This is a genomic window from Bacterioplanes sanyensis, from assembly GCF_002237535.1.
Taxonomy (GTDB): Bacteria; Pseudomonadota; Gammaproteobacteria; order Pseudomonadales; family Oceanobacteraceae; genus Bacterioplanes; species Bacterioplanes sanyensis_A.
The window spans coordinates 3,689,992-3,713,446 of the sequence record NZ_CP022530.1; the positions used below are offsets into that span (position 1 = coordinate 3,689,992).

A 23,455-nucleotide genomic window follows, 5' to 3' on the forward strand; every position below is an offset into this window, starting at 1 on the left:
CTTTTTTTAACTCATTTTCAAATCAGAGATTTAGAAACGAGCTTTCACACCAGCATACCAAGCACGACCAACAACGTCGTATGCACGAGCGTCAGTGTTCATACCGGTATTTTCTTGGCTAGACAAAGTACCTTGACCCAGAATTGGTGGCTCTTCGTCGAAAGCGTTCTTCACGCCTACGTGGAAGTTGTAGTCACCTTTCCAGTCATAGCCAACACGGAAGTCGTGGTACATAACAGCATCGATTTCATTCAAGCTGCTACCGTCCATATTACCGCCCAACCATGCTGCGTTTTCTACGTCTGGGTCGTTTGAGTCTACAACCTCACCCCAGTAACGCATACGCCAGTCGACCATCAGGTCGCCGTACAAGTAGTTCACACCAAAGATCGCTTTGTTCTCTGGGTTAGCAACTTCACCACGGTCGTCACGAACTTCGCCAGACAGAATGCCTTCAACTTCGTCCTTCAACAGGTGGTTCCAAACAACAGAAGCATTCATGATGCCTGGGCCAACCTGAGCACGGTAGCTGGCTTCAATGTCCATACCGCTAACGCGCAGGATGTTCTCGTTAGAAGTACCTGAGTTGGCTTGCAGCAGCGCACCAGTGTCTGGGTCACGATAAACTGCGCCGTTGCAGTCAGCAGTGAAAGATGAAGCATCTTTGTTATAGCAACGCTCCAGTACCAGAGTACGCGAAGTTTGATCAATCGCGTCATCCACTTCAATGTCGTAGTAGTCAAGTGCGATGTTCAGACCATCGATATCGATTGGCGCCCACACCAGACCAGCAGTGAAGGAAGTAGATTTCTCTTCTTGAACGTCTTCGTTACCGCCAATGAAACCACCGGTACCTTGCGCTTCGGCTTGAGTCAGTACGAACTCACCCTCACGATCGATACGAGCAGCAACTGTAGGATCTGCCAGACAGTTCTGTTTTACCAAATCAGACTGTGACTCTTCCGCCGAGCCCAGACCGTCACATGGATCAACCACGGTCAAGAAGGTTTCGCCCTTACCTGCATAGAGGTCAGACACGTTTGGCGCACGAACAGCGCTGGCATATACAGTACGGAAACGCAAGTCTGCTGGTAACTCAGCATCAAAGCCGACCTTCCAAGTGGTTTGCGTACCAACGGTCGAGTAGTCACCTACACGTGCAGCCAACTCAAGTGCAGAACCTGGCAGTACAGGAATACTGACTTCAGCAAAGTAGTCCATCACATCGTATTCACCGTCGGTTGGCGCAATACGGTTCGCGGTACCCTGACCAACTTGGTTAAAGCCGCTAACTGCCTCCTGACCAGACTCTTTGCGGTACTCAGCACCCACTGCGAATGCAATCGGATAGCCGTTCATTTCAATTGGCAAATCACCAGCCAACGAGGTGCTGTAGATTTCCTGCTTCACTTCACTGTAGAAGTTGCCAGGTGCAGCCAAGTAGTCAGCTTGCTCAGCAGTGATTGTACCTTCACCGAATGGCGTAAATGGTACACAACCACTTGCACGGGCTGCGGCGCTGCGGCACATGATTTCGCCAGTATCAGGATCAGTCACAACATCCAGAGCTTGGTATGCACGGCCAACGTTCAGACCGCCTTTTTCAGACTGTGTCTGAGTGGTTTGGCCCCAGTTGAAGTAAGAGTCCCATACCCAGCCATTGTCCAGCTGAACTTCCAAGCCAGATACGGCGCGGATAGTAGAACGATTCACTTCAGAACCACGTGCACCGGTTTCGGCCAAACGACGTACAACGGCGTTGTTGCCCAGGTCGGTGATGTATTCAACAGTAGGATCAATACTCAGAATCGAATCGCGCAAAGACTGTGGAACGATTGGCGAGTCGAGCGGAATGCCGTTGGCACCAGAACCCACATCGGTACCGAAAATGTCGGCGTTGATATCAAACGGGTGTGGTTCCATGTTGCTTTCGTTTTCAACCAGCGAGTAGTTCAGCTCGGCGTAAGCCTTCACTGTGTCGCTCACTTGGAAGTTCAAACCTGCTGCAGCAAATTTGCGATCCAGAGGCTGAGTCAGATAGCGATATTCTGCACGGTTAAAGCCGCCACCGTATTCGCTGCCATCGCCAGAGAAGTTAGTGCGGTTTCCATCTGCATCCTGAACCGTCACGCGACCAGCTGGTGGGTAGCTTGACAACAATGGCTGCCAGCTATCAGCGATACCATCATCATTGGTGTCCGCAGCAGCGAGGTCGGTGTCAGAGAAGTCACGGTCTGTCGCCTCCAGACCGCCTTCGCGAGAAATACCGAAGCTCACGTAAGCATTGCCGCGCTCGAATACTGAACCAATGGTCAGCTCAACGTCGGTCGTGTCTGCGCCGCCTTCAAAAGAACTACCCTTGCGCACACTGATTTCAACGCCGTCGATGTCTTTACGGGTAATAATGTTTACAACACCTGCAATGGCATCAGAGCCATATACCGCAGACTGACCACCCGTCAGAATCTCAATACGCTCAACCAATGCCGTCGGAATTGAGTTCAAGTCCACTGCATAACCAGTACCAGGGTTGGTACCTGATACGAAGCGACGACCGTTTACCAGCACCAGAGTACGCTCAGCGCCCAGGTTACGCAGAGATGTGGTATTCAAACCGGCGGTGGTAGACGAGAAGTTAGAAGTCGACGTATTGGTTTCAGCAAACGCTTGGGGAATTTGCTTCAAAAACTCCGCAACGTTGGTCGCGCCCGCAGCGTTAATTTGGTCTGCGTTCAATACAGTAACAGGAGTCGGACTGGTATAAGTGCTACGCTGGATACGCGAACCAGTCACCATTACTTCTTCAACAACGGCTTGCTCTTCAGTTTCAGCAACGGAAACCATCGGCATGGCTGTTAAAGCGACTGTCCCCAACGAACCTAAAATAACGGCTCGAGAAAGAAGGGTTTTTTTCATTACACTCTCTCCAAGTGGAAGCCTTTTGAGCTTCTTTATTTTCTGGTGCTGCAATTAGCAGGTCACTATTCTTTTTCCGCCTTAACGGAACTTTTCGCTACATCCCTAAGCAGAACGCGGACCAATGTAACAGATAGTTCACGGAGAGTTGGTACCCAGTTCCATAAATTATCAACACAGTGGCCATTCACGAAATAAATAAACCAGATTTACCAAGGGCTAGAGGCGCAAATAATAATTAAATATTATTTGTCCTGGCTCAATTGGCCACATACTTGCTACCCAACTCAGTGCAAATTAATGCACCAAACAAATGCACCCTTGCTTCGATAAGTAACATAATGGTGCTTTTGTAACCGTGAGTAGCCACTTGGGGGTTATCTATATCCTGATCATTTATAGGTGATATGCCTCCCAACAATTGCAAGGCAGTAGCAACCCTTTGATTGTTGGTGTTTTTTGCACTAGGCAATAACACCTGCTCAGAAAACAACCAGACTCCCGACAGCATGGGTGATAGAGACAAGTACCCGGCACTTCAACCACCGTATTAGCACCAATAGTGACCCAGCAACAGCACCACTTTGACTTGCCAGCGCTAGATCAAAACCGTACATTTGCCAACTTTGCCGTCAGCCGACAACGACTGGCGTGCTTTATGCTAAGGGATGCAACGCTGCCCAATAGGCAATTGATAAATCAACCGAACTGGCTGTGTTTCGGCCACAAGCTGTCACAGTAACCGAGTCCGAGTAACCATCATGAACCCTGTTCAACGACTTAGTGCATTGTTTGCCCTCGCCTTCGCGGCCAGCGGCTGCAGCGATGCCATCTGGAACGACCCTCACCCCAGTGCCGGCAAAGACCAAGTGGTGCTGTACTCCAACTTCAGCGAACGACCCAAACATTTGGACCCCGCGCGCTCCTATAGCTCAGATGAATCGAACTTCATCGACCAGATATATGAGCCACCGCTGCAGTACCACTATTTAAAACGCCCCTACGAGCTAGAGCCGGCCACCTTAACTAAGATGCCCGAGCTGTATTACCTGGATGAACAGGGCCAGCGCTTACCAGACGATGCCAAAGATCCGGCTTACAGCGTTTACGATTTGACGCTCAAACCCGGCATCATGTACCAGCCCCACCCTTCTTTTGCGCGCAACGATGACGGCAGTTTTTATTACGATTTTGCCAGCGCCGAAGACAGCCAGGACTTCAAAACCCTGCATGACTTCACCGAGATGGGCACCCAGGAGCTGATCGCTGACGATTACATTTATCAAATCAAACGTCTGGCCGACCCAAAACGCCTAGCGCCATTGCGTGGTTTGCTGAGCAAATACATCGTTGGCATGAAAGAGTTCAGTGAAGAAGTGGCAGCACGCCGCGAAAACATGGGCAGCAACGATTGGCTTGACCTGCGTGAACTGGAAATGGCGGGCCTGGAAAAAGTCGATGACTATCGCTTCCGCATCAAATTAAAAGGCGAGTACCCACAGTTCCAATACTGGCTCGCCTTCCACTTCTTTGCCCCCGTACCTTGGGAAGTGGATCGTTTTTACCACCTACCAGGCTTGCCAGAGCGCAATATCACTCTGGACTGGCACCCAGTCGGTACCGGTGCCTTTATGATGGTGGAAAACAACCCGAATTCTCAGATTGTGCTGCAGCGCAATCCTAACTTCCGCGATGACTACTACCCAACCGAAGGCATGCCGGAAGATCAGCACAATGGTTTGCTGGCTGATGCAGGCAAACAAGTGCCTTTCATTGATCGTGCGGTCTATCGCTTAGAAAAAGAAGCCATTCCGATCTGGACCAAGTTTATGCAAGGTTATTACGATCGCTCTGGCATCAGTAACGACAGCTTCGACCAAGCCGTCGACATGAGCAGCGATGGCATTAACCTCAGTGACGATATGCGTGCCAAAGGCGTTCATTTGGACAAAGCCACTCGTCCATCGACCTTCTACTTGGGCATGAACATGCTCGACCCTGTAGTGGGCGGTGACTCAGAACGTGCGCGTAAATTACGCCAGGCCGTTGCCATTGCCTACGACACCGAAGAATTTATTCAAATCTTCCTCAATGGCCGCGGTGAGCCTGGCATGAGCCCGGTACCGCCCGGTATTTTTGGTCACCAAATTGGTGAAGAAGGCATTAACTCAGTGGTGTACGACTGGGTGGATGGCAAGCCGCAGCGTAAGTCCATCGAAGAAGCCAAGCGTCTGCTGGCAGAGGCCGGTTATCCGGATGGCCGTGATGCACAAACCGGTGAGCCTCTGGTACTGAACCTTGATATTACCTCGACCAGCAGCACCAAAGCGCGACTGGCGTGGATGCAAAAACAATTCAACAAGATTGATTTGCAGCTTAATATTCGCGCTACCGACTACAACCGCTTTAAAGAAAAGTTGGAAACCGGTAACGCGCAAATCTTCTTCTTCGGCTGGCTGGCCGACTACCCGGACCCAGAGAACTTCTTGTTCTTGTTGCACGGTCCAAACGCTCAGGTGGACTCCAAATCTGGTGTAAACGCCACCAACTTTAAGAATGCTCGCTACGATGAGCTGTTCGCTGAAATGAAGCTGCTGCCAAGTGGTCCAGAGCGCATGGAAGTGATCCGCGAAATGATCGACATCCTGCGCACCGAAGCGCCTTGGACGTCGATGTTCCACGGTCATGATTACATGCTGAACAACGCCTGGGTCAGTAACAGCAAGCTACACGGCATTTCAAAAGCGACCCTGAAGTACATCAAAATAGATCCTCAGTTGCGTCAGGAAAAACAAGCCGAGTGGAATAAGCCCAACCTGTTGCCACTGATCTTGGTAATTTTGTTGCTGGCAGCCCTTATTGTTCCGGCCATCATGGTGTATCAGCGTCGCCAGAAACAGACGATTGGAGAGTAATTAGTCCATGCTTACTTATATTATTCGGCGTTTGTTGTACGCCATCCCAATTTTGATCGGCGTTAATCTGCTGACTTTTGCATTGTTCTTTATGGTTAACACCCCGGACCAGATGGCACGGGTGCAACTGGGTGAAAAACACGTCACCGAAGCAGACATCGAACAGTGGAAGGCCGAGCGTGGTTACGACCAGCCTTTGTTCATTAACAGCGAAGCAGAAGGTGCGGGTACCTTTACGCAAACCATCTTCTTCGAAAAGTCGATCAAATTGCTGGCATTTGAGTTTGGCAAATCCGACGAAGGCCGCTCCATCAGTGCCGACATTGTCGAGCGCATGTGGCCGTCTTTGGCGGTATCGATCCCCACCTTTATTGTCGGTATTTTGGTCAATATCTGTGTTGCCTTGCTGGTGGTCATGTTCCGTGCCACCAGCTTTGAAGTCGCGGCGATGGCACTGTGTGTGATGTTGCTGTCGATTTCGCCGGTGTTTTATGTGATTGGCGGACAGTTCTTCTTCGCCAAGCTGTGGTCGCTGGTGCCTATCTCCGGCTATTTAGCCGAAGAGCCCTGGCGCTTTGTTATTTTGCCGGTAATTGTTGGTGTGATTGCAGGTATTGGCGCCGGTACGCGTTTGTACCGCACCGTATTTATTGAAGAGGCCAACAAAGATTACATTCGCACGGCGCGCGCCAAAGGCGTGCCTGAATTGACCGTGTTATTCCGTCACCTTTTGCCGAACGGCATGATCCCGGTACTGACCAGTGTGGTGGTGATTATTCCATCACTGTTTATGGGCAGCCTGCTGGTGGAGTCCTTCTTTGGGATTCCAGGTCTTGGCAGCTACACCCTGGATGCCATTAACGCACAAGACTTTGCCATTGTGCGCTCCATGGTTTTCTTAGGGTCTGTCCTCTACATCATTGGTCTGTTACTGACCGACATCTCCTACACATTGGTTGATCCGAGGGTGAAGTTGTCATGATCAAGCCGGTTATTCTTTGGAGTGACGTACTGATTTACCTGCTGGTCATCAGTGTCGTTGCCTTTTTAATTCAACTACGAAAGCGCCCACAGACGCGTGAGCGCTGGCGTTCAGTGTTTACCAGCAAAGTCGGCATGGTCAGCTTTGTGGTCATTGCCTTCTACGTGCTGGTCGCCCTGCTCGACTCACTGCATTACCGTGAGGCGTTGCCGCCATCAGGCGAAGGCGAGCAAACCACCGCCTACAGCAGTGAAGTGAAATCGGTGCTGGATGTTGTGTTGCACAACCTGCACGACAGCAACGAAAAAACCTATTCGGCGCCGTTTGCTATTTATTCGTTTGCCAAAGAAAACCTGGAAGCAGACGACGGCAGTATTTATCGCGACTATCCGCGCCTAGAGCACGCTGGCAAACATTTGGCCGACGCCTCTGAGCAAACCTTCGACATCTTATGGCGCACCTTAGTGGCGCTGATGACAGGTTTGATCATTGCCGGTGTGTTGATTGCTTTGCACAAGTTCGTCATGCGTGGCGGCCGTGATGCCGATGGCATTCCCTGGAAAGCCGCGTACATCACCATCGCTATCTTGAGCATGTTCACCTGCTGGGTGATCCAGCTGAGTGAGTTCTACCACGTGATGGGCACCAACAAAGTCGGTGCGGACGTGATGTACAGCAGTATCAAAGCCATCCGTACTGGCGTACTGATTGGTACGTTGGCCACTATGGTCACCCTGCCATTCGCCATCGTGCTCGGTATCAGTGCCGGTTACTTTAAAGGCTTAGTGGACGACGTTGTTCAGTACCTCTACACCACACTGAGCTCGATTCCGAGCATTCTGTTGATCGCCGCTTCTGTGCTGCTGGTGGACGTTTATATCGAAACCAATGCCGCCGACTTTAATCTGACCATTTTGCGCTCAGACTTTAAATTCCTGGCCCTGTGCGCCATCTTGGGTCTGACCAGCTGGACCACGCTGTGCCGCTTATTGCGTGCGGAAACGCTAAAGGTCAGCCAGCTGGAATATGTGCAAGCCGCGCATGCCTTTGGTGTGAGTCACACCAATATTATTAAGCGCCACATCCTGCCTAACGTTACTCATATCATTCTGATTGCCCTGGTGCTGGACTTCAGTATGTTCGTACTCGCCGAAGCGCTGTTGTCTTACATCGGCGTCGGTGTAGACCCAAGCATGCACAGCTGGGGCAACATGATTAACGCAGCCCGCTCTGAACTGTCCCGCGATCCCTTTGTCTGGTGGCCGGTGATTTCAGCATTCTTGCTGATGTTTACTTTGGTGCTCGCCGCCAACCTGTTCTCAGATGAAGTACGCAACGCGTTTGACCCGCGGACTGTTAAGGAGGGTAACTGATGACTAACAACACAGTACTGCAGGTAAACGACCTCAAAGTGCGCATTGGCCAGCGTGGCAACGAGCTGGTTAAAGGCATCAGTTTTCATATTGACCGCGGCGAAATTTTCGCCCTGGTCGGTGAATCAGGCTCGGGTAAATCACTGACGTCGCTGTCCGTGATGCGCCTGCTGCCAGGCGCCCTGCAAGTGGCCGGTGGTAGCATTGTGTTGGGCGATACTCATTTATTCCGCCTGACCGAAGCACAAATGAACGACGTGCGCGGTAAGCGCATTGCGATGATTTTCCAAGAGCCACAAAGCTCGCTCAACCCAGTACAAACCATTGGTGAGCAGCTGCGTGAAGTGATCCAGCTGCACCAAAACGTCGCCGCCAGCGACATGAATGCAAAAATGGTGTCACTGCTGGAAGAGGTCGGCATTCCTGACCCAGCCGCACGTTTGAAATGGTATCCGCATCAGCTGTCGGGCGGTCAAAAACAGCGCATCATGATCGCCATGGCACTGGCGTGTGAGCCAGAGTTATTGATTGCTGACGAACCCACCACCGCATTGGACGTGACGATTCAGCGCCAAATTTTGGAGCTGCTCGACAAGTTGCGTAAGAGCCACAACTTGAGTGTTTTGCTGATCACCCACGACATGGGGGTGGTGGCAGAAATGGCTGATCGCATTGCAGTGATGCAATATGGCGAAATTCTTGAGCAAGCCGATCGCAACACCTTTTTTGCCAACCCGCAGCACGAATACAGCCGTCGACTGATTAACTCTCTGCCAAGCATGGACCATTACCTGTCGGCGCAGACGCAGGAAAACCTGCTGACGGTGGACGGGCTGAAAATCTGGTTCCCGAAAAAGCAAGGTCTGTTGCAACGTACCGTTGGCCACACCAAAGCGGTAAACGATGTGTCGTTTTCTGTCGGACGCAAAGAGACGCTGGCACTGGTGGGCGAATCCGGTTCCGGTAAAACCACCACCGGCAAAGCCATTTTGCGCTTGAACGACATTTACGGTGGCTCTATTCGCTTTAATAATCAGGAAATTACAGGCTTAAGCCGCGGTGACTTTATGCCGCTGCGCCGTGATATTCAGATTATTTTCCAGGACCCCTTCTCATCAATGAACCCACGAATGAGCATTCGTGAAATTATTGAAGAAGGCATGCTCAGCTTAGAAGTTGGCCAAAATGAGCAAGAGCGTGAAGAAACCATGTGCCGCCTGTTAGAGCGCGTGGGCATGCTGCCAGAGCATTTAAATCGCTACCCGCACGAGTTTTCTGGCGGTCAGCGCCAGCGTATCGCCATTGCTCGTGCCTTGGCGGTTAATCCTAAGTTGATTATTTGCGACGAGCCAACGTCGGCACTGGACGTCTCTATTCGTGGCCAGGTGCTGGAGTTGTTGCGCGAGCTGCAAGATGAACTGGGCGTTTCTTACCTGTTTATTACCCACGACTTATCCATTATTCCGCATTTAGCCCATCGTGTGGCAGTGATGAAAAATGGCCAAATCGTAGAGCAAGGCCCGACCGAGCAGGTGATGCAATCACCACAGCATGAGTACACTCAGCAGCTGTTGGCCGCTGCACCGCGCTCGCCGCTGGAAACCGCACAATAAGCACCGTTGGCATCAGTACCCTGCGGTGCTGATGCCTTCTGGCCGGTTATTTATTCTTTCGCTCGCTTTGCCTTCGCCGCTTTTTGCTCTTCATTCTCATCTTTTACAATCACCGTCCTGCTGCCCTTCTTTGCGATTGGCATCGAATAATGCTGGGTAACCTGCGCCTAGGCAGTATAAACACAGTCACATCGATACGGTGAGGGAGGCACAATAGAGTTCTCGCTTCCATCAACTACTCACCAGCAACAACCACTCAACTGAGCACACTTTGCACGCCAGTATGAGAACCAATGTTGACACTGACAACACGCTTAGTTTCAATAATTGCTGTATTTTCGTGGCGCGCTTGTTATGTCCTCTACTCCCTACCATCACGGCAACCTTCGCCAGGCCTTGCTCGACGCTGCGCTGCAGTTGATTCGCGAGCACGGCATTGAGCAGCTTAGTCTGCGCGCCATTGCGCGCGAAGTCGGTGTGTCGCAAACCGCACCGTACCGACATTTTGCCGATAAAAACCAATTGCTGGTGGAAATCGCGCGGCAAACCTTTGAAGAACTGGCCAGTCATTGTCAGCAAGCAGTACAGCCCGGCGCCAGCACGCCAGACAATATTCACCACTGCGGCCTGGCGTATTTGGAGTTTGCGCTGGCCAATCCAGAGCGCTACAAGCTGACCTTTGGCCAAAGCATTGAGCACCGCGACGAATACCCAGAGTTGGTAGCGGCGGGCATGGCGTCGTTTTCGGTATTGTTGAAATTAATGGAAAATGGCATTGCCGATGGGTCATTGATTGATCAGGATGCCCGTTTATTAGCCAATACCTGTTGGTCCAGCATCCATGGCTGTGCATCTTTAGCCATAGACGGTTTTTACCAACGGCAATGCTTATTGGTCAGCAATGACCAACTGATCAACAATATGGTGACACTGGCCACACGCGCTGTCTGTAAAAATCCGCAGCACCCCTAAAAAGCTGTCTAAATCGTCAAGTAACGCATCGAGCCAAACTGAAACCATGGTACCGACTCTGGCGTTCACAGGGGTGTTCGTCGACGGCCAAAACGCTATACTGCCGCCCTTTCAGACATTGCAGTAAGGCAGCGCATCATGGGTAAACAAACCGCACTGTACGAACAGCACCTGGCCGCAGGTGGCAAGATGGTCGACTTTGGTGGCTGGGACATGCCCATTCACTACGGCTCACAAATTCAGGAACACAATGCGGTGCGCCAAGCCGCGGGGGTCTTCGATGTCTCACACATGACCATCGTCGATATTCATGGCAGCGACGCCAAAGCTTACCTGCAGCGCTTACTGGCCAATAACGTCGATAAATTAAAAACGCCGGGCAAAGCGCTATACAGCGGCATGCTCAACGAGCAAGGCGGCGTCATCGATGACTTAATCGTGTATTTAACCGAAGACGGGTATCGCACCGTGGTGAACTGCGCCACGCGTGAAAAAGACCTGGCATGGATGGAGCAGCAACGCGCAGGCTTCGATGTCAGCCTCACAGAGCGCCCTGAACTGGCCATGCTGGCGGTGCAAGGCCCGAATGCCATTGCTACCGTGGCGGATATTTTTAATGCCAGTGAGCGCACGCACATGGCGGAGCTGGTACAAGGCTTAAACGTATTCCAAGGCTTACCCGTCGATGGCTGGTTTATCGCCCGCACCGGCTACACGGGTGAAGATGGTCTGGAAATTATGATTCCGGCCGAACAAGCGGCGGATTTCTGGCAAGCCTTGCTAGCACAAGGTGTTCAACCAGCCGGCTTAGGCGCACGTGACACACTGCGCTTGGAAGCGGGCATGAATCTGTACGGCAACGATATGGACGACAGCATCAGTCCACTGCAAGCCGGCATGGGCTGGACCATTGCCTGGGAACCTGCCGAGCGCGAATTTAATGGCCGCGCGCCACTGGCCAGCGAAAAAGAAGCCGGTGACAGCCCTAAATTAGTCGGTCTGATTCTGGAAGGCCGTGGCATCATGCGTGCCCACCAAAAAGTGGTGGTTGACGGCATTGGCGAAGGTGAAATCACCTCAGGTACCTTCTCACCGACCATGCAGCAATCCATTGCCATGGCCCGTGTGCCACGCGCGACAGGCGATAGCTGTCAGGTTGAAGTGCGTGGTAAATTGGTGGCGGCACAAGTCGTGAAACTACCATTCGTACGTAACGGCGAAATCGTCTGCAAATAATGTAACAGCGACGCCTGCGGGCGTCGGTGCTCGATGCGGTGTGCTACACCGCGATCAAAGGAGAAAAACGATGAGCAATATCCCCGCTGAATTAAAATACGTTAAATCCCATGAGTGGATCCGCGTTGAAGACGATGGCACCGTGACTGTGGGTGTTACCGACTACGCCCAACAACAACTGGGTGACGTCGTATTTGTGGAATTGCCCGAAGTCGACACCGAAGTAGGCGATGGCGATGACATCGCCGTGGTGGAATCGGTAAAAGCTGCGTCGGACATTTATGCGCCGTTACCTGGCAAAATCATCGCCGTTAACGAAGCGCTGGTCGATGCCCCGGAAAAAGTCAACGAAGACCCTTACGGCGAAGCTTGGTTCTTCCGTATGGAACTGGCCAATGCTGACGACCTGAACGAACTGTTGAGCGCTGACGACTACGCCGCTGAGTGCGAATAAGCATCGCCCTTCCCCGCCGGGCTCACTAGCCCGGCCCTCCCCCGTTTTTTAGTACGAGCAAGCCCATGACCACACTGTCTTTGAAACAATTGGAACAGCATGACAGCTTTGTAGGCCGTCATATTGGCAGCAACGGTGCCGGACCGGATGATCTGGAACAAAATCGTATGCTGGAAGCCATTCAAGCTGCGTCTTTGGAAAGCCTGACCGCAGAAATCGTGCCACACGACATTCTGCGTGAACCGTTCCTGGACATTGCAGACAGCCGCAACGAGACCGAAGCACTGGCCTACTTGCGCTCTCTGGCTGAGCAGAACCAAGTATTCAAAAGTTACATCGGCATGGGCTATCACGACACCATCATTCCGCCGGTGATTTTGCGCAACGTGATGGAAAATCCAGGCTGGTACACCGCCTATACGCCGTACCAACCGGAAATTGCTCAAGGCCGCCTGGAAGCGCTGTTAAATTTCCAGCAAATGGTCATCGACTTTACCGGCATGGAGCTGGCTAACGCCTCTTTATTGGATGAAGGCACGGCCGCCGCCGAAGCCATGGCCATGGCCAAGCGCTCGGTGAAGAAAAACAAATCCAATACTTTTTACATTGACGACAACTGTCTGCCACAAACCATCGACGTGGTGCGCACCCGTGCCGATGCCTTTGGCTGGGAATTACTGGTAGGCCCAGCGGAGCAAGCCGCTGACCACGATGTATTCGGCGCCCTGTTGCAATACCCAGGTAAAAACGGCGAAGTCACCGACTTTAGCGACGTTATTGCCAAGCTGCATGACAAACACGCTTTGGCCGCCGTAGCGACGGACTTAATGGCCTTGGTAATGCTGAAAGCACCAGGAGAAATGGGTGCCGACATCGTGCTGGGTAATGCGCAACACTTTGGTGTGCCGATGGGCTTTGGTGGCCCACACGCTGCGTTTTTTGCCACCCGAGACGCCTTTAAGCGCTCCATTCCCGGCCGCATTATTGGTGTTTCCGTTGATGCCAACGGCCAGCAGGCGCTGCGCATGGCTCTGCAAACCCGCGAGCAACATATTCGCCGCGAAAAGGCTAACTCCAATATTTGTACCGCGCAGGTATTGCTGGCTAATTTGTCGTCTTTTTATGCCGTGTATCACGGCCCTCACGGTCTTAAAACCATCGCGCAGCGCATTCACCGCCTGACCGACATTCTGGCCAAGGGCCTGAGCAGCAAAGGCGTGTCTGTGGTCAACCAGCACTGGTTCGATACCTTGACCGTCAGCCTCGATGATAAAGACGCCGTGTTAGCCCGCGCACAAGCACAGGGCGTAAATCTGCGCTTAGACGACGGCAACTGTATCGGCATCAGCCTGCATGAAAAAGTCACCGCCGCCGATGTGCAGCAGCTGTTCGACATCCTACTGGGCGAAGGCCACGGTCTGGACGTGTACGCTTTGGACAGCGACGTACAACAAGCCAACAGCATTCCTGCAGCAGTGCAGCGTGATACGCCGTTCTTGCAGCACCCGACGTTTAACCGCTACCACACTGAGCATGAAATGCTGCGCTATATGAAGCGCTTGGAAGCGAAAGATTTGGCCATGAATCACAGCATGATTACGCTGGGCTCGTGCACCATGAAACTCAATGCCACCACGGAAATGATTCCCGTCACTTGGCCTGAGTTTGCCAACATCCATCCGTTTGCACCGCGTGAGCAAACCGTCGGCTATGAAAAAATGATCGCCGAACTGGACGATTATTTAAAAACCATCACTGGCTTTAATACCATTTGCATGCAGCCTAACTCAGGCGCGCAGGGTGAATACGCTGGCCTTCTAGCGATTAAGAAATACCATGAAAGCCGCGGCGAAGGTCATCGCAATGTGTGCTTGATTCCGCGCTCCGCACACGGCACCAACCCAGCCTCGGCACAAATGGCATCCATGCGCGTGGTGGTGACCGAGTGTGACGATAACGGCAACGTCGACTTTGCTGATTTAAAAGCCAAAGCCGAAGAATTAAGTGATCAATTATCTTGCCTGATGTTGACCTACCCATCGACCCACGGTGTGTATGAAAAAGGCGTGAAGGAAATTTGCGAGCTGATTCATCAGCATGGTGGCCAGGTCTATATGGACGGCGCCAACCTGAACGCTCAAGTCGGTGTTACCCAACCGGGCTACATCGGCGCCGATGTTACCCATATGAACTTGCATAAAACCTTCGCCATTCCGCATGGCGGCGGCGGCCCTGGCATGGGCCCAATTGGTGTTGCTGATCACCTGGCGCCGTTTGTGGCCAACCACCTGCAACGCCCGATTGAAAACGCCGCCAAAGGCAATGGTCCTGTGTCGTCAGCACCATTTGGCTCGTCCAGCATTTTGCCCATCAGCTGGATGTACATCACCTTGATGGGCGGCAATGGCCTGCGTAAAGCCACACAAAATGCGCTGCTGAAAGCGAATTACTTGGCCAAGCGTTTGCGCGATCATTATCCGATTTTATACACGGGTGAAAACGGTCGTGTGGCCCACGAGTGCATCGTCGATTTGCGCCCGATTAAAGCCGACACTGGCATTACCGAAGTCGATATTGCCAAGCGTCTGATGGACTATGGCTTTCACGCACCGACCATGTCGTTCCCTGTGGCAGGCACTTTTATGATCGAGCCGACGGAGTCGGAAAGCATGGCGGAAATCGATCGCTTTGCCGACGCCATGATCGCCATTAAAGGCGAGATTGATGCCGTCGCCAGCGGTGAGCTAGACAGCGAGGACAACCCGCTGAAACATGCACCGCATACGGCAGAAAGTATCGCCGGCAATTGGCCGCACAAATACAGCCGCCAGCTGGCGGTCTACCCAACACGGGATTTGGGCGCGCATAAATTCTGGCCGAGCGTTGGCCGGATTGACGATGTGTATGGCGACCGCAACTTGATTTGCTCCTGCCCAGCCATCGACAACTACGAGGATTAATCCTCGAAAAAACAGCCGGCTTAGCCGGCTGTTTTTTTATTTGCCAGTCATGATTGAGAAAACCGCCTCACCGATTGCAACAATGGCAGCATTGCGCTGAGCAAATTCAGCGTCTGTTTCGGCTATATAAATCGCCAGCACCCATGGCTGCTGCGCTTCTCCCACCGGCCAAACCAACGCCGTAATAGCACGTGCACCATGGCCACCCGCGCCGCTGCGATCGGCAATCTGCCACCTTGCTGGCAATACCGAACGCAGCAGACCATCGGCTACTTGGTTATTGATCATCCACTGGCGCAGCTGTTGCTGCGCCGATGATGATAACCCCTGTTCTACTAATAAATGGCGCAAGGTGCGCACCATGGCAACCGGTGTGGTGGTATCACGGACATCGCCAGGAATGGCCGAGTTTAATTCTGTTTCCATACGATCCAAGCGGGTGGTGGTATCGCCATGTTGGCGTAAGAACTCAGTTAACGCCATCGGTCCACCCAAGGCATTCAGCACCAAATTGGCGGCGCTGTTGTCGCTGCTCGCCAAGGTGATGCCACACAGCTGTGCAGCAGAAAGTGTCTCGCCGATATGCGTTTTCATAACCGGCGCATAGGACACCAGATCTTGCTGTCGCATTGTAATCATGGTGTTGGCGGCGCCCTCTCTATTTAAGAGCTGAGCGCACAGAAGGGTTTTAAAGGTGCTGGTCAAAGCAAAGCGTTGATCACCTTGATAGTGCCAGCCACGGCGGCCATCTGGTGCCAACACGGCAACACCGATGCGTGCGCCTATGCTTGCTTCCACCGTTTGCACCTGCTGCGTCAGTGCAGATTGAGCACGGCTGGAGAAAGCCTGCTCGGTAAGTATTTCTTGCTGCTTGTTTTCCTTAACCAAGGTCTTCTGAGCCAGCACCTCCTGAGCCAAGACCTCCACATTGAATAACAGACAGCAAACCCAAACCGCCAGTGTGCGATGCATAACATGTACTCGTAGACGCAGAAAAGTCGCCATTCTAGAGCCTGCTGCGGCCAGATCAATGCGATCGCTAGCAAAGCTGTTCATCCCTCGCTGGAACAAATGACACCAGCGCACACGTGCTGTTCAAGCACAGACCATTGCCATTTGCCCGCCAGGTCATTACCATGCGCAGCCCGCAGGAGAGCAGGCACAGGCCTCGCCGAAGGCGCAAACTCCCATAAACGCTCAGGCACACGGACTGCGGTATCAACAACGCCAACTGGAGAGCGGTTGCAACGCAACCCACCGACGGGGCAAGCAATGTCTAGGTAGTCATTGCTAAACTCTCAGGTAACCGGACAGGGGGAGGGGCACAGACTGACTGCAGGAGCACTGCATGCTGACCCTTGCTTATCTGTTGGCCATCACCGCCGAGGCCATGACCGGCGCGCTAGCCGCTGGCCGTCGCCAAATGGATTTATTTGGCGTTTCCATGATTGCATTTATTACCGCGTTAGGCGGCGGTACTGTGCGCGATATTTTGTTGGGCAACTTCCCTGTCAATTGGACCAAACACCCGGAATATATTTATCTCACGGTGGGCGCCGGTCTGTTTACCCTGGTGATTGTGCGCTGGGTGCATAAGTTGCGGCAGTGGTTTTTAGTATTAGATGCGATTGGCCTAGTCGCCTTTACCTTAATCGGCTGCAACGTGGGTTTGGAGCTGGGCTACCCTGTGCCCGTGGTTATTATGGCAGGCATTATCACCGGGATTTTTGGCGGTATTTTGCGTGATTTGTTGTGCCAGAGGCCGCCCGAAGTGTTGCACCGCGAGCTGTACGCCAGCGTATCGCTGATTGTCGCATTGATGTACCTGCAACTGCGCCACTGGGGCGTTAACCAAGACAGCACCTTATTAGCTGCGTTCAGTGTTGGCTTATTGCTGCGCATGTGTGCGCTGCGCTGGCATTGGCGGCTACCGACGGTTCAACTGCCTGTCACCGCGGCGCCCTAACGCTCAAACTGCGTCAGTTTGATATACATCAGTGCAGTAGAAATCACATCGCCAATGGCGGTGTGACGTTCGATAACCGGCACTTGCAGATCCTTGGCCAAGCCTTCGAAGGTGAGGTCCAGCTGCACTTCGGGTATGTAGCGCCGCTTTTGGCTCACGTAAATTTCCGACACTTCGATAAAACGATTGGGCAATTTGAAATTATACAGTCGCTTGATGTAGCGATTTAATATAGCCCGGTCGTATTCGATATAAAAACCACAAATCGGCCGGTTACCGACAAAGTCCAATACCTTTTCCACCGCCTCTGCGGCGCTGACACCAGCTGATCGATCTTCACGGCGTAAATAATGCACACGCACGGCATTTTCATCGGTTTTGGCATTGGAATTCACGGTTAAGTCCAGCGCCTGTGACAACAAAATCTCTTGCCCTTTCACCACCACCGCCGCCACGCTCAACAGCTCGCCTTTGCGCTTATCAAACACGCTGGTCTCACAGTCCAATACCACCACCTCATCGCCATGGTAGGGCTCGCCCAAATGCCGCCAGCGCCCTTCCGGCGGCAGAAACCCTGGCATCTGACGGCGCAGCCAGTAGCGCATCAGAAGTTCTCCAAGTGATAGTGATTGACCAACAGTTGTTTAAATTTCTTCACTCGATGCAAAGCATGGCGCAGCAGGCTTCTGTCAACGCTGCGCAGCATGGCCAGATCCAGCTGTTGGCTTAAACCCGGCTGGTCGCTGTGCAGCTGTAACTGCTGCTTTAGGCGGATACGAATAAACAATAACAGTGCATCTTTCAGCCCTTGGCCAACCTCTTCGTCAAGAATACTGCGCTCAATCAGCGCATCCAATCGTTTCAGGGTGCTGGTATCGTTAATGGCGTGTTCAAATGCCAACGCTCGGACGCCATGCACCAGTGGAAAAATGCCGCCTTTTTTAATATCGATTTTGCCATCGTCCTCGCGAATCTTTCCGAGAAAAGTGAGCGGCGTTTCAAACTGCAGCGCCGGTTTGGCAAACCAGGCTGAGGTCATGCTGGAGCGTAATTCTTCTTGCTGCCAGCGGCTTTTCACCCGCTGAAACAGCTGTTTATCGCCACAGATTGGCTCGCCATCCATAAAGATCGCCATGTTCATCATCGCCTCTGGTGCCCCAGAACCAAGCCAGCGCCCCACTTTGGCTTGCCAGCCTTCGGCGGTGTTGATCCAGCTATCGTTAATAAACATGACACCGCCAGGACACGGTGGGTAACCAAAGTCCAACAACGCTTGATGCAGCTGATTCAGCAATGGCATGACCGCTTCACGCTCGTGTTCGTGCTGAAAAATAATGGCATTGTCCTGATCGGTCTTCAGGATTTGCTCACCGCGCCCTTCACTGCCCAGCACCACAATGCACACCCGATCGCGCAAACGCTGCGGAAAAATAATGTCGTAAGCGCGCTGCAGTAAACGCCGGTTTAAGGTCGTGATCAGCTCCATTATCGCCTCGACCTTAACCCCTTGCCCTGCCAGCGAGCGAATCAGAGTATCGAGCCTTTGCGCGGCCACCACCAACTCATCCAAGGTACGTGATTGTTCGATGCGCATGGCAATCACATGGGAGTGGGTGGAAAACAGGCTGAGCATGTCCATCAGTTCCAGCAAACCGACGATGTCACCATCGAGGGTCACCACCACACGCTCAATGTGGTACTGCGTCATTTTCAACAGTGCAGAAAATAAAAACTCGCCGTACTCCACCGTGATCAAATCGTACTGCGCGATTTCTGCTACTTTCGATTGCTTGGTTTTATCCGCCATTAACGTGGCTTTTAATAAATCTGTGCCCGTTACAATGCCCACGCCCTTTGCCGTGCGCACCAGTACCGCATCGTACTTTTGCTCATGCATCATCTGAGCGACACGAGCGAGGTTGGTCTGACCATTGACATACACAGGGCTGCGCATGGAGCTGTCGTCAATGCGCGCCAGAATAAACTCGGACACACTGCCACCGGAGTCGCGCTGTTCTACCAGAGACGCTTGCGTGCCTAAATCGGTTTTAAAATAAACAGAGAAATCATCCGAGTCGTTCAGTAACTGGATAAAGTCCTTACTGGGTAGCAAATAACATAAGGTTTCTTCACAGGCGGTATAGCGATGTTTGCAAGCTGACTCCAACACCGCACGCACATCGAAAATATCTTCACGGCCGTATTGCGAAAATACCTGGCCGTTGCCATCGCTTTCTTCCACCACGCCCTTATAGACGATGTACAAGCCGGGGGAGACTTGCCCTTGATCGAGAATGACCTGCCCTGCCTGAAAAAACACCAGGTCCAGTTTCTGCGTTAGCCACTGACGCTGTGGCTCGGATAGAAAACTAAACGGCGGTTGATTCAGGTCTATTTGTATCGACATTTTTCTCCCCTAGCCGCTCGGGCAACTCGCTCTGACTCTCACCCTGTTATTCACCCGCAAGGCACTGCCACCAAGTGAAATCAACGCGGCTACAGATTCACCAGCTTAGCAATTGCCGCAGCATCGGTTCTGCCCGACCTTGGTCGCAGCCAAGCATTCAGCCGTCTGACGGAGCTTATCGCATCGACGTCATGCTATAGTGGCGCAAAACAATAAGTGAAGAGCAATATGGTTCCTGCCTGGCAGCTGATCGCCATTTCGGTGCTGTACATTGGTACATTGTTTGCCATCGCTTGGTACGGCGATCGACGCGCACAACAGAACAAACCGGTGCATCGCAGTGGCATGATTTATAGCTTGTCGCTGGCGGTGTACTGTACCTCCTGGACCTTCTATGGCGCCGTCGGCCAGGCCGCGACCAGTGGCTGGAACTTCCTATCTGTGTATTTAGGGCCAACGCTGTTCTTGCTGTTGTTCTGGCGCATGGTGGGCAAAATCATCCGCATCGCCAAAGAAAAACGCCTGACTTCCATCGCCGATTTTATTGCCACCCGCTACGGGCGTGATCACAGCCTGGCCATGATTGTGACGCTGGTGGCGGTGCTTGGCGTGATTCCCTACATCGCCTTGCAATTGAAAGCCATTGCCACCGGCTTTGAGCTGGTCACCTTGCCCATTAGCCGCCACGGCGACGTCGAAGTCAGCATGTGGCAGGACACCGCGTTTTACATCAGCTGTGCCATGGCGGTGTTTGTGATTATGTTCGGTACCCGTGATATCGACGCCAGTGAGCAGCACCCAGGCATGATTATGGCGGTGGCCTTTGAGTCATTGGTGAAGCTGCTGGCGTTTGTCGCCGTCGGCGTTTGGGTGATGATGAGCTTGTACGAGTCGCCTTTTGATATTGTGCGCTTAAGCCAAGAGATGGCGGCGGATCATGTGTTGTTCAACAGCGACATTATTTCCATCAGCTTTTTGCTGCAAACCGTGCTCGCCGGCTTTGCCATGCTGTGCCTGCCGCGCCAGTTTCAGGTCGGCATTATCGAAAATGAGTCTATTCGACATTTACGTACTGCACGCTGGCTGTTCCCGGCTTATTTAATGTTGTTGATGGCGTTTGTGATCCCCATTGCCTTAAGCGGCGATTTGTTTCTAAAAGAGCTGGGGTTTGCCGCAGATACCTACGTGCTAAGTTTGCCGGTGGCGCTGGGCAATGAGACGTTGGCGATTATGGCCTTTATCGGCGGCGGCAGCGCTGCTACCGGCATGATCATCGTCGCCACTGTGGCCATCAGCACCATGGTCTCCAATGAGCTGGTATTGCCAATGTTCTTTCGCCAAGGGCAAACGCAAGAGCTGCAGCAATCGAGCAGCGTGCGCTCATTGGTGCTAACCGTGCGGCGTTTGGTGATCGTGGTGATGATGCTGCTGTCGTACTGGTTTTATCGCAGCGTGGGCGAGTTTGAATCGTTGGCCGCCATTGGCTTATTGTCCTTTGCTGCCGTGGCCCAGTTTGCTCCGCCATTAATCGGCGGATTGATTTGGCAAAACGCCAATCGCCAAGGCGCCGTGGCCGGGCTGTTAGGCGGCACCTTTATTTGGTTTTACACCCTATTGTGGCCGCTGCTGACAGAAACCGTCAGTGGCGATAGCCAGGTGCTGACCAGCAGCATTATTCTCGGGCTGGATGACTTCAGTTTTGGCGTTATCACCAGCCTGGCTGTCAATATCGCATTTTTTATCGTGTTTTCTCTTGCGACCCATGCCTCGGTACGCGAGCGCATGCTGGCGTCGGACTACACCAGCACCAAGGCTCCTCTTGCAGGCAATAAAGTCGCTCCCAGCTTTGATTGCAAAGTCGACGATGTGCGCGTGGTATTGGAGAGAATCCTGGGGTATCGCAAATGTGAAGCGTTTTTTGGCGATTATCAATCCCGCCATGGCGTGCAGTACGACCATGCCATGGCCTCCAGCACTTTGCTGCATGAGGCTGAAAAGTTGCTTGCCTCAGTGGTGGGCTCATCGTCGGCGCGGGTGATTTTTTCAACGTTATTGGGCGGCGAGCAAATACAAATTCGCGATCTTGCGTTTTTGGCCAGCGAAGCCAGCCAGGCATTCGCCATGAGCCGCGAGCAACTGCAAGCGGCATTAGAAAACCTGCATCAAGGCGTCAGCGTGGTGGATCGCAACCTCAATTTGGTGGCCTGGAACCGACGCTATTTAGAGCTGTTTGAATACCCCAGTAACTTTATTCAGGTCGGCAAACCGATCGAAGACATCATTCGCTACAACGCCGAACGCGGTTACTGCGGCACGGGTGACGTTGCACACATGGTCGCGCGGCGAATGAATTTCCTGCGCAGCGGCTCGGGCCACCAGTTTGAACGTGACTTGCCCAGCGGTACCGTGCTGTCGATGCAAGGCCACCCCATGCCGGATGGCGGCTTTGTCACCAGTTTTACCGACATCACCGCCCATCGCCGGGCCGAGCAAGCACTGCAACAAGCCAACATCACTCTTGAGCAGCGAGTAGAAAAGCGCACCCAAGAACTGGAGCATCTCACCTCCAAACTGATCGAAGCGAACACCAGTAAAACGCGCTTTTTGGCGGCCACCGGGCACGATCTGATGCAACCGCTGAATGCCGCCAAACTGTTCGCTTCGACGCTATCACAACATTCGCTCAGCAACGAGCAACGCCAGCTGCTCGATCACTTGGAAGGATCTTTGCAATCGGCTGAGGATGTATTATCGACGCTGGTGGAAATTTCCAAGTTAGATGCCGGGGCATTAGAGCCGGATCTCAGGGCCATCAAGGTCAGCGATATTTTGCGACCATTGCGCGATGAGTTCACCGCCCTAGCCAACGACAAAGGCATCGATTTAAGCGTGCGCGACTGCCCCTATTGGGTGGTCAGTGACGCCCACTGGTTGCGCCGTATTATCCAGAATTTAATCAGCAATGCCGTGCGCTACACCGACCGCGGCGGCGTTCTGGTCGGCTGTCGCAAACGTGGCGATACACTGGTGATTCAAGTGTGGGACAGCGGCCCAGGCATTCCAACGTCCAAGCTGGGCGAGATATTTGGCGAGTTCAAACGCCTGCACACCCGCACCAATGACAAAGGGCTGGGGCTGGGTTTGGCCATCGTCGAGCGCATGGCCCGGCGTATGGATCACAGCGTGGCGGTCGATTCCTGGGTCGGCCAAGGGACCCGCTTCGAAGTGCGATTGCCTCTGACTGACGCCTTGCCAGAAATGAGTGCGCCACTGCGAAGCCGCCGCAGCCATCACTCGTTTGCTGGGATGGATACCTTTTGCATCGACAACGACCCCGACGTGCTCGCCGCCATGAACGCCTTGCTGACCAGCTGGCAGTGCAATCTCTACAGCTGCAGCAGTCACGCCCAGGCGCTGCAGGTGCCGTTCAAGCCGAAGATTATGCTGGCCGATTATCAACTGGATAATGACGAAACCGGGCTGGAGGTGATGACACAGCTGCGCCAGCAGTTTGATGACCCCGATATTCCCGGCGTGCTGATCAGCGCCGACCCACGCCCGGAAATCGAAGAACAAGCCAAACAATTGGGTTTTTATTTCTTGCGCAAACCCATGCGCCCGGCGGCGTTGCGGGCACTAATTAGCCGCCTGGTGAAATAAT

14 protein-coding genes and 1 riboswitch are annotated in these 23,455 nt (G+C 52.9%); of the genes, 10 read left to right on the top strand and 4 right to left on the bottom strand.

Annotation, left to right across the window (positions count from 1 at the left end; all coding sequences use genetic code 11):
- Nucleotides 1-30: 30 nt before the first annotated feature.
- Complete coding sequence (locus tag CHH28_RS16740; protein ID WP_094061393.1) at nt 31-2,916, bottom strand: TonB-dependent receptor plug domain-containing protein; 2,886 nt, start codon at nt 2,914-2,916, stop codon at nt 31-33.
- Between the two features lie 761 nt (nt 2,917-3,677).
- On the opposite strand from CHH28_RS16740, the gene CHH28_RS16750 reads away from it, so the two are divergent.
- The 8 genes from CHH28_RS16750 (at nt 3,678) to gcvP (ending at nt 15,421) form a co-directional block, all read left to right on the top strand.
- Nucleotides 3,678-5,831: an ABC transporter substrate-binding protein gene (locus tag CHH28_RS16750; protein WP_094061395.1), complete on the top strand. Its 2,154-nt coding sequence runs from the start codon at nt 3,678-3,680 to the stop codon at nt 5,829-5,831.
- A gap of 7 nt (nt 5,832-5,838) precedes the next feature.
- Nucleotides 5,839-6,813 (top strand): ABC transporter permease, encoded by a 975-nt coding sequence (locus CHH28_RS16755; protein ID WP_094061396.1) that lies wholly within the window; start codon nt 5,839-5,841, stop codon nt 6,811-6,813.
- Nucleotides 6,810-8,186: an ABC transporter permease gene (locus tag CHH28_RS16760; protein ID WP_094061397.1), complete on the top strand. Its 1,377-nt coding sequence runs from the start codon at nt 6,810-6,812 to the stop codon at nt 8,184-8,186. Before CHH28_RS16755 ends, CHH28_RS16760 begins: the two co-directional genes overlap by 4 nt.
- Nucleotides 8,186-9,799 carry an ABC transporter ATP-binding protein gene (locus CHH28_RS16765; RefSeq protein ID WP_094061398.1) on the top strand — a complete coding sequence of 538 codons (1,614 nt, stop codon included), beginning with the start codon at nt 8,186-8,188 and terminating at the stop codon, nt 9,797-9,799. The genes CHH28_RS16760 and CHH28_RS16765 overlap by 1 nt, the downstream gene beginning before the upstream one ends.
- Nucleotides 9,800-10,153: 354 nt before the next feature.
- The gene (locus tag CHH28_RS16770) at nt 10,154-10,771 is read left to right on the top strand and encodes a TetR/AcrR family transcriptional regulator (protein ID WP_094061399.1); all 618 of its coding nucleotides are present in this window, start codon (nt 10,154-10,156) and stop codon (nt 10,769-10,771) included.
- A 138-nt stretch (nt 10,772-10,909) separates the two neighbouring features.
- Nucleotides 10,910-12,007: a glycine cleavage system aminomethyltransferase GcvT gene (gene gcvT, locus CHH28_RS16775; protein ID WP_094061400.1), complete on the top strand. Its 1,098-nt coding sequence runs from the start codon at nt 10,910-10,912 to the stop codon at nt 12,005-12,007.
- Between the two features lie 70 nt (nt 12,008-12,077).
- A complete protein-coding gene (gene gcvH, locus CHH28_RS16780) occupies nt 12,078-12,461 on the top strand; it encodes a glycine cleavage system protein GcvH (protein ID WP_094061401.1) in 384 nt (127 codons plus the stop codon).
- Between the two features lie 65 nt (nt 12,462-12,526).
- The gene (gene gcvP, locus CHH28_RS16785) at nt 12,527-15,421 is read left to right on the top strand and encodes an aminomethyl-transferring glycine dehydrogenase (RefSeq protein WP_094061402.1); all 2,895 of its coding nucleotides are present in this window, start codon (nt 12,527-12,529) and stop codon (nt 15,419-15,421) included.
- 36 nt (nt 15,422-15,457) lie between these two features.
- Here the strand turns inward: gcvP and bla are convergent, their stop codons facing one another.
- The gene (gene bla / locus CHH28_RS16790; RefSeq protein ID WP_094061403.1) at nt 15,458-16,393 is read right to left on the bottom strand and encodes a class A beta-lactamase; all 936 of its coding nucleotides are present in this window, start codon (nt 16,391-16,393) and stop codon (nt 15,458-15,460) included.
- A 166-nt stretch (nt 16,394-16,559) separates the two neighbouring features.
- Nucleotides 16,560-16,644, top strand: a riboswitch (glycine riboswitch).
- 125 nt (nt 16,645-16,769) lie between these two features.
- On the opposite strand from bla, the gene CHH28_RS16795 reads away from it, so the two are divergent.
- Nucleotides 16,770-17,387, top strand: a complete 618-nt coding sequence (locus tag CHH28_RS16795) for a trimeric intracellular cation channel family protein (RefSeq protein WP_094061404.1) — start codon at nt 16,770-16,772, stop codon at nt 17,385-17,387.
- Here CHH28_RS16795 and CHH28_RS16800 read toward each other — a convergent pair.
- Nucleotides 17,384-17,992: a 3'-5' exonuclease gene (locus CHH28_RS16800; protein ID WP_094061405.1), complete on the bottom strand. Its 609-nt coding sequence runs from the start codon at nt 17,990-17,992 to the stop codon at nt 17,384-17,386. The genes CHH28_RS16795 and CHH28_RS16800 overlap by 4 nt on opposite strands.
- Entirely contained in the window at nt 17,992-19,794 is a 1,803-nt protein-coding gene (locus tag CHH28_RS16805; RefSeq protein ID WP_094061406.1) for a DUF294 nucleotidyltransferase-like domain-containing protein, read from the bottom strand. Before CHH28_RS16805 ends, CHH28_RS16800 begins: the two co-directional genes overlap by 1 nt.
- Before the next feature lie 228 nt (nt 19,795-20,022).
- On the opposite strand from CHH28_RS16805, the gene CHH28_RS16810 reads away from it, so the two are divergent.
- The gene (locus CHH28_RS16810; protein WP_094061407.1) at nt 20,023-23,454 is read left to right on the top strand and encodes a PAS domain-containing hybrid sensor histidine kinase/response regulator; all 3,432 of its coding nucleotides are present in this window, start codon (nt 20,023-20,025) and stop codon (nt 23,452-23,454) included.
- The last annotated feature ends 1 nt before the right edge of the window (nt 23,455 follow it).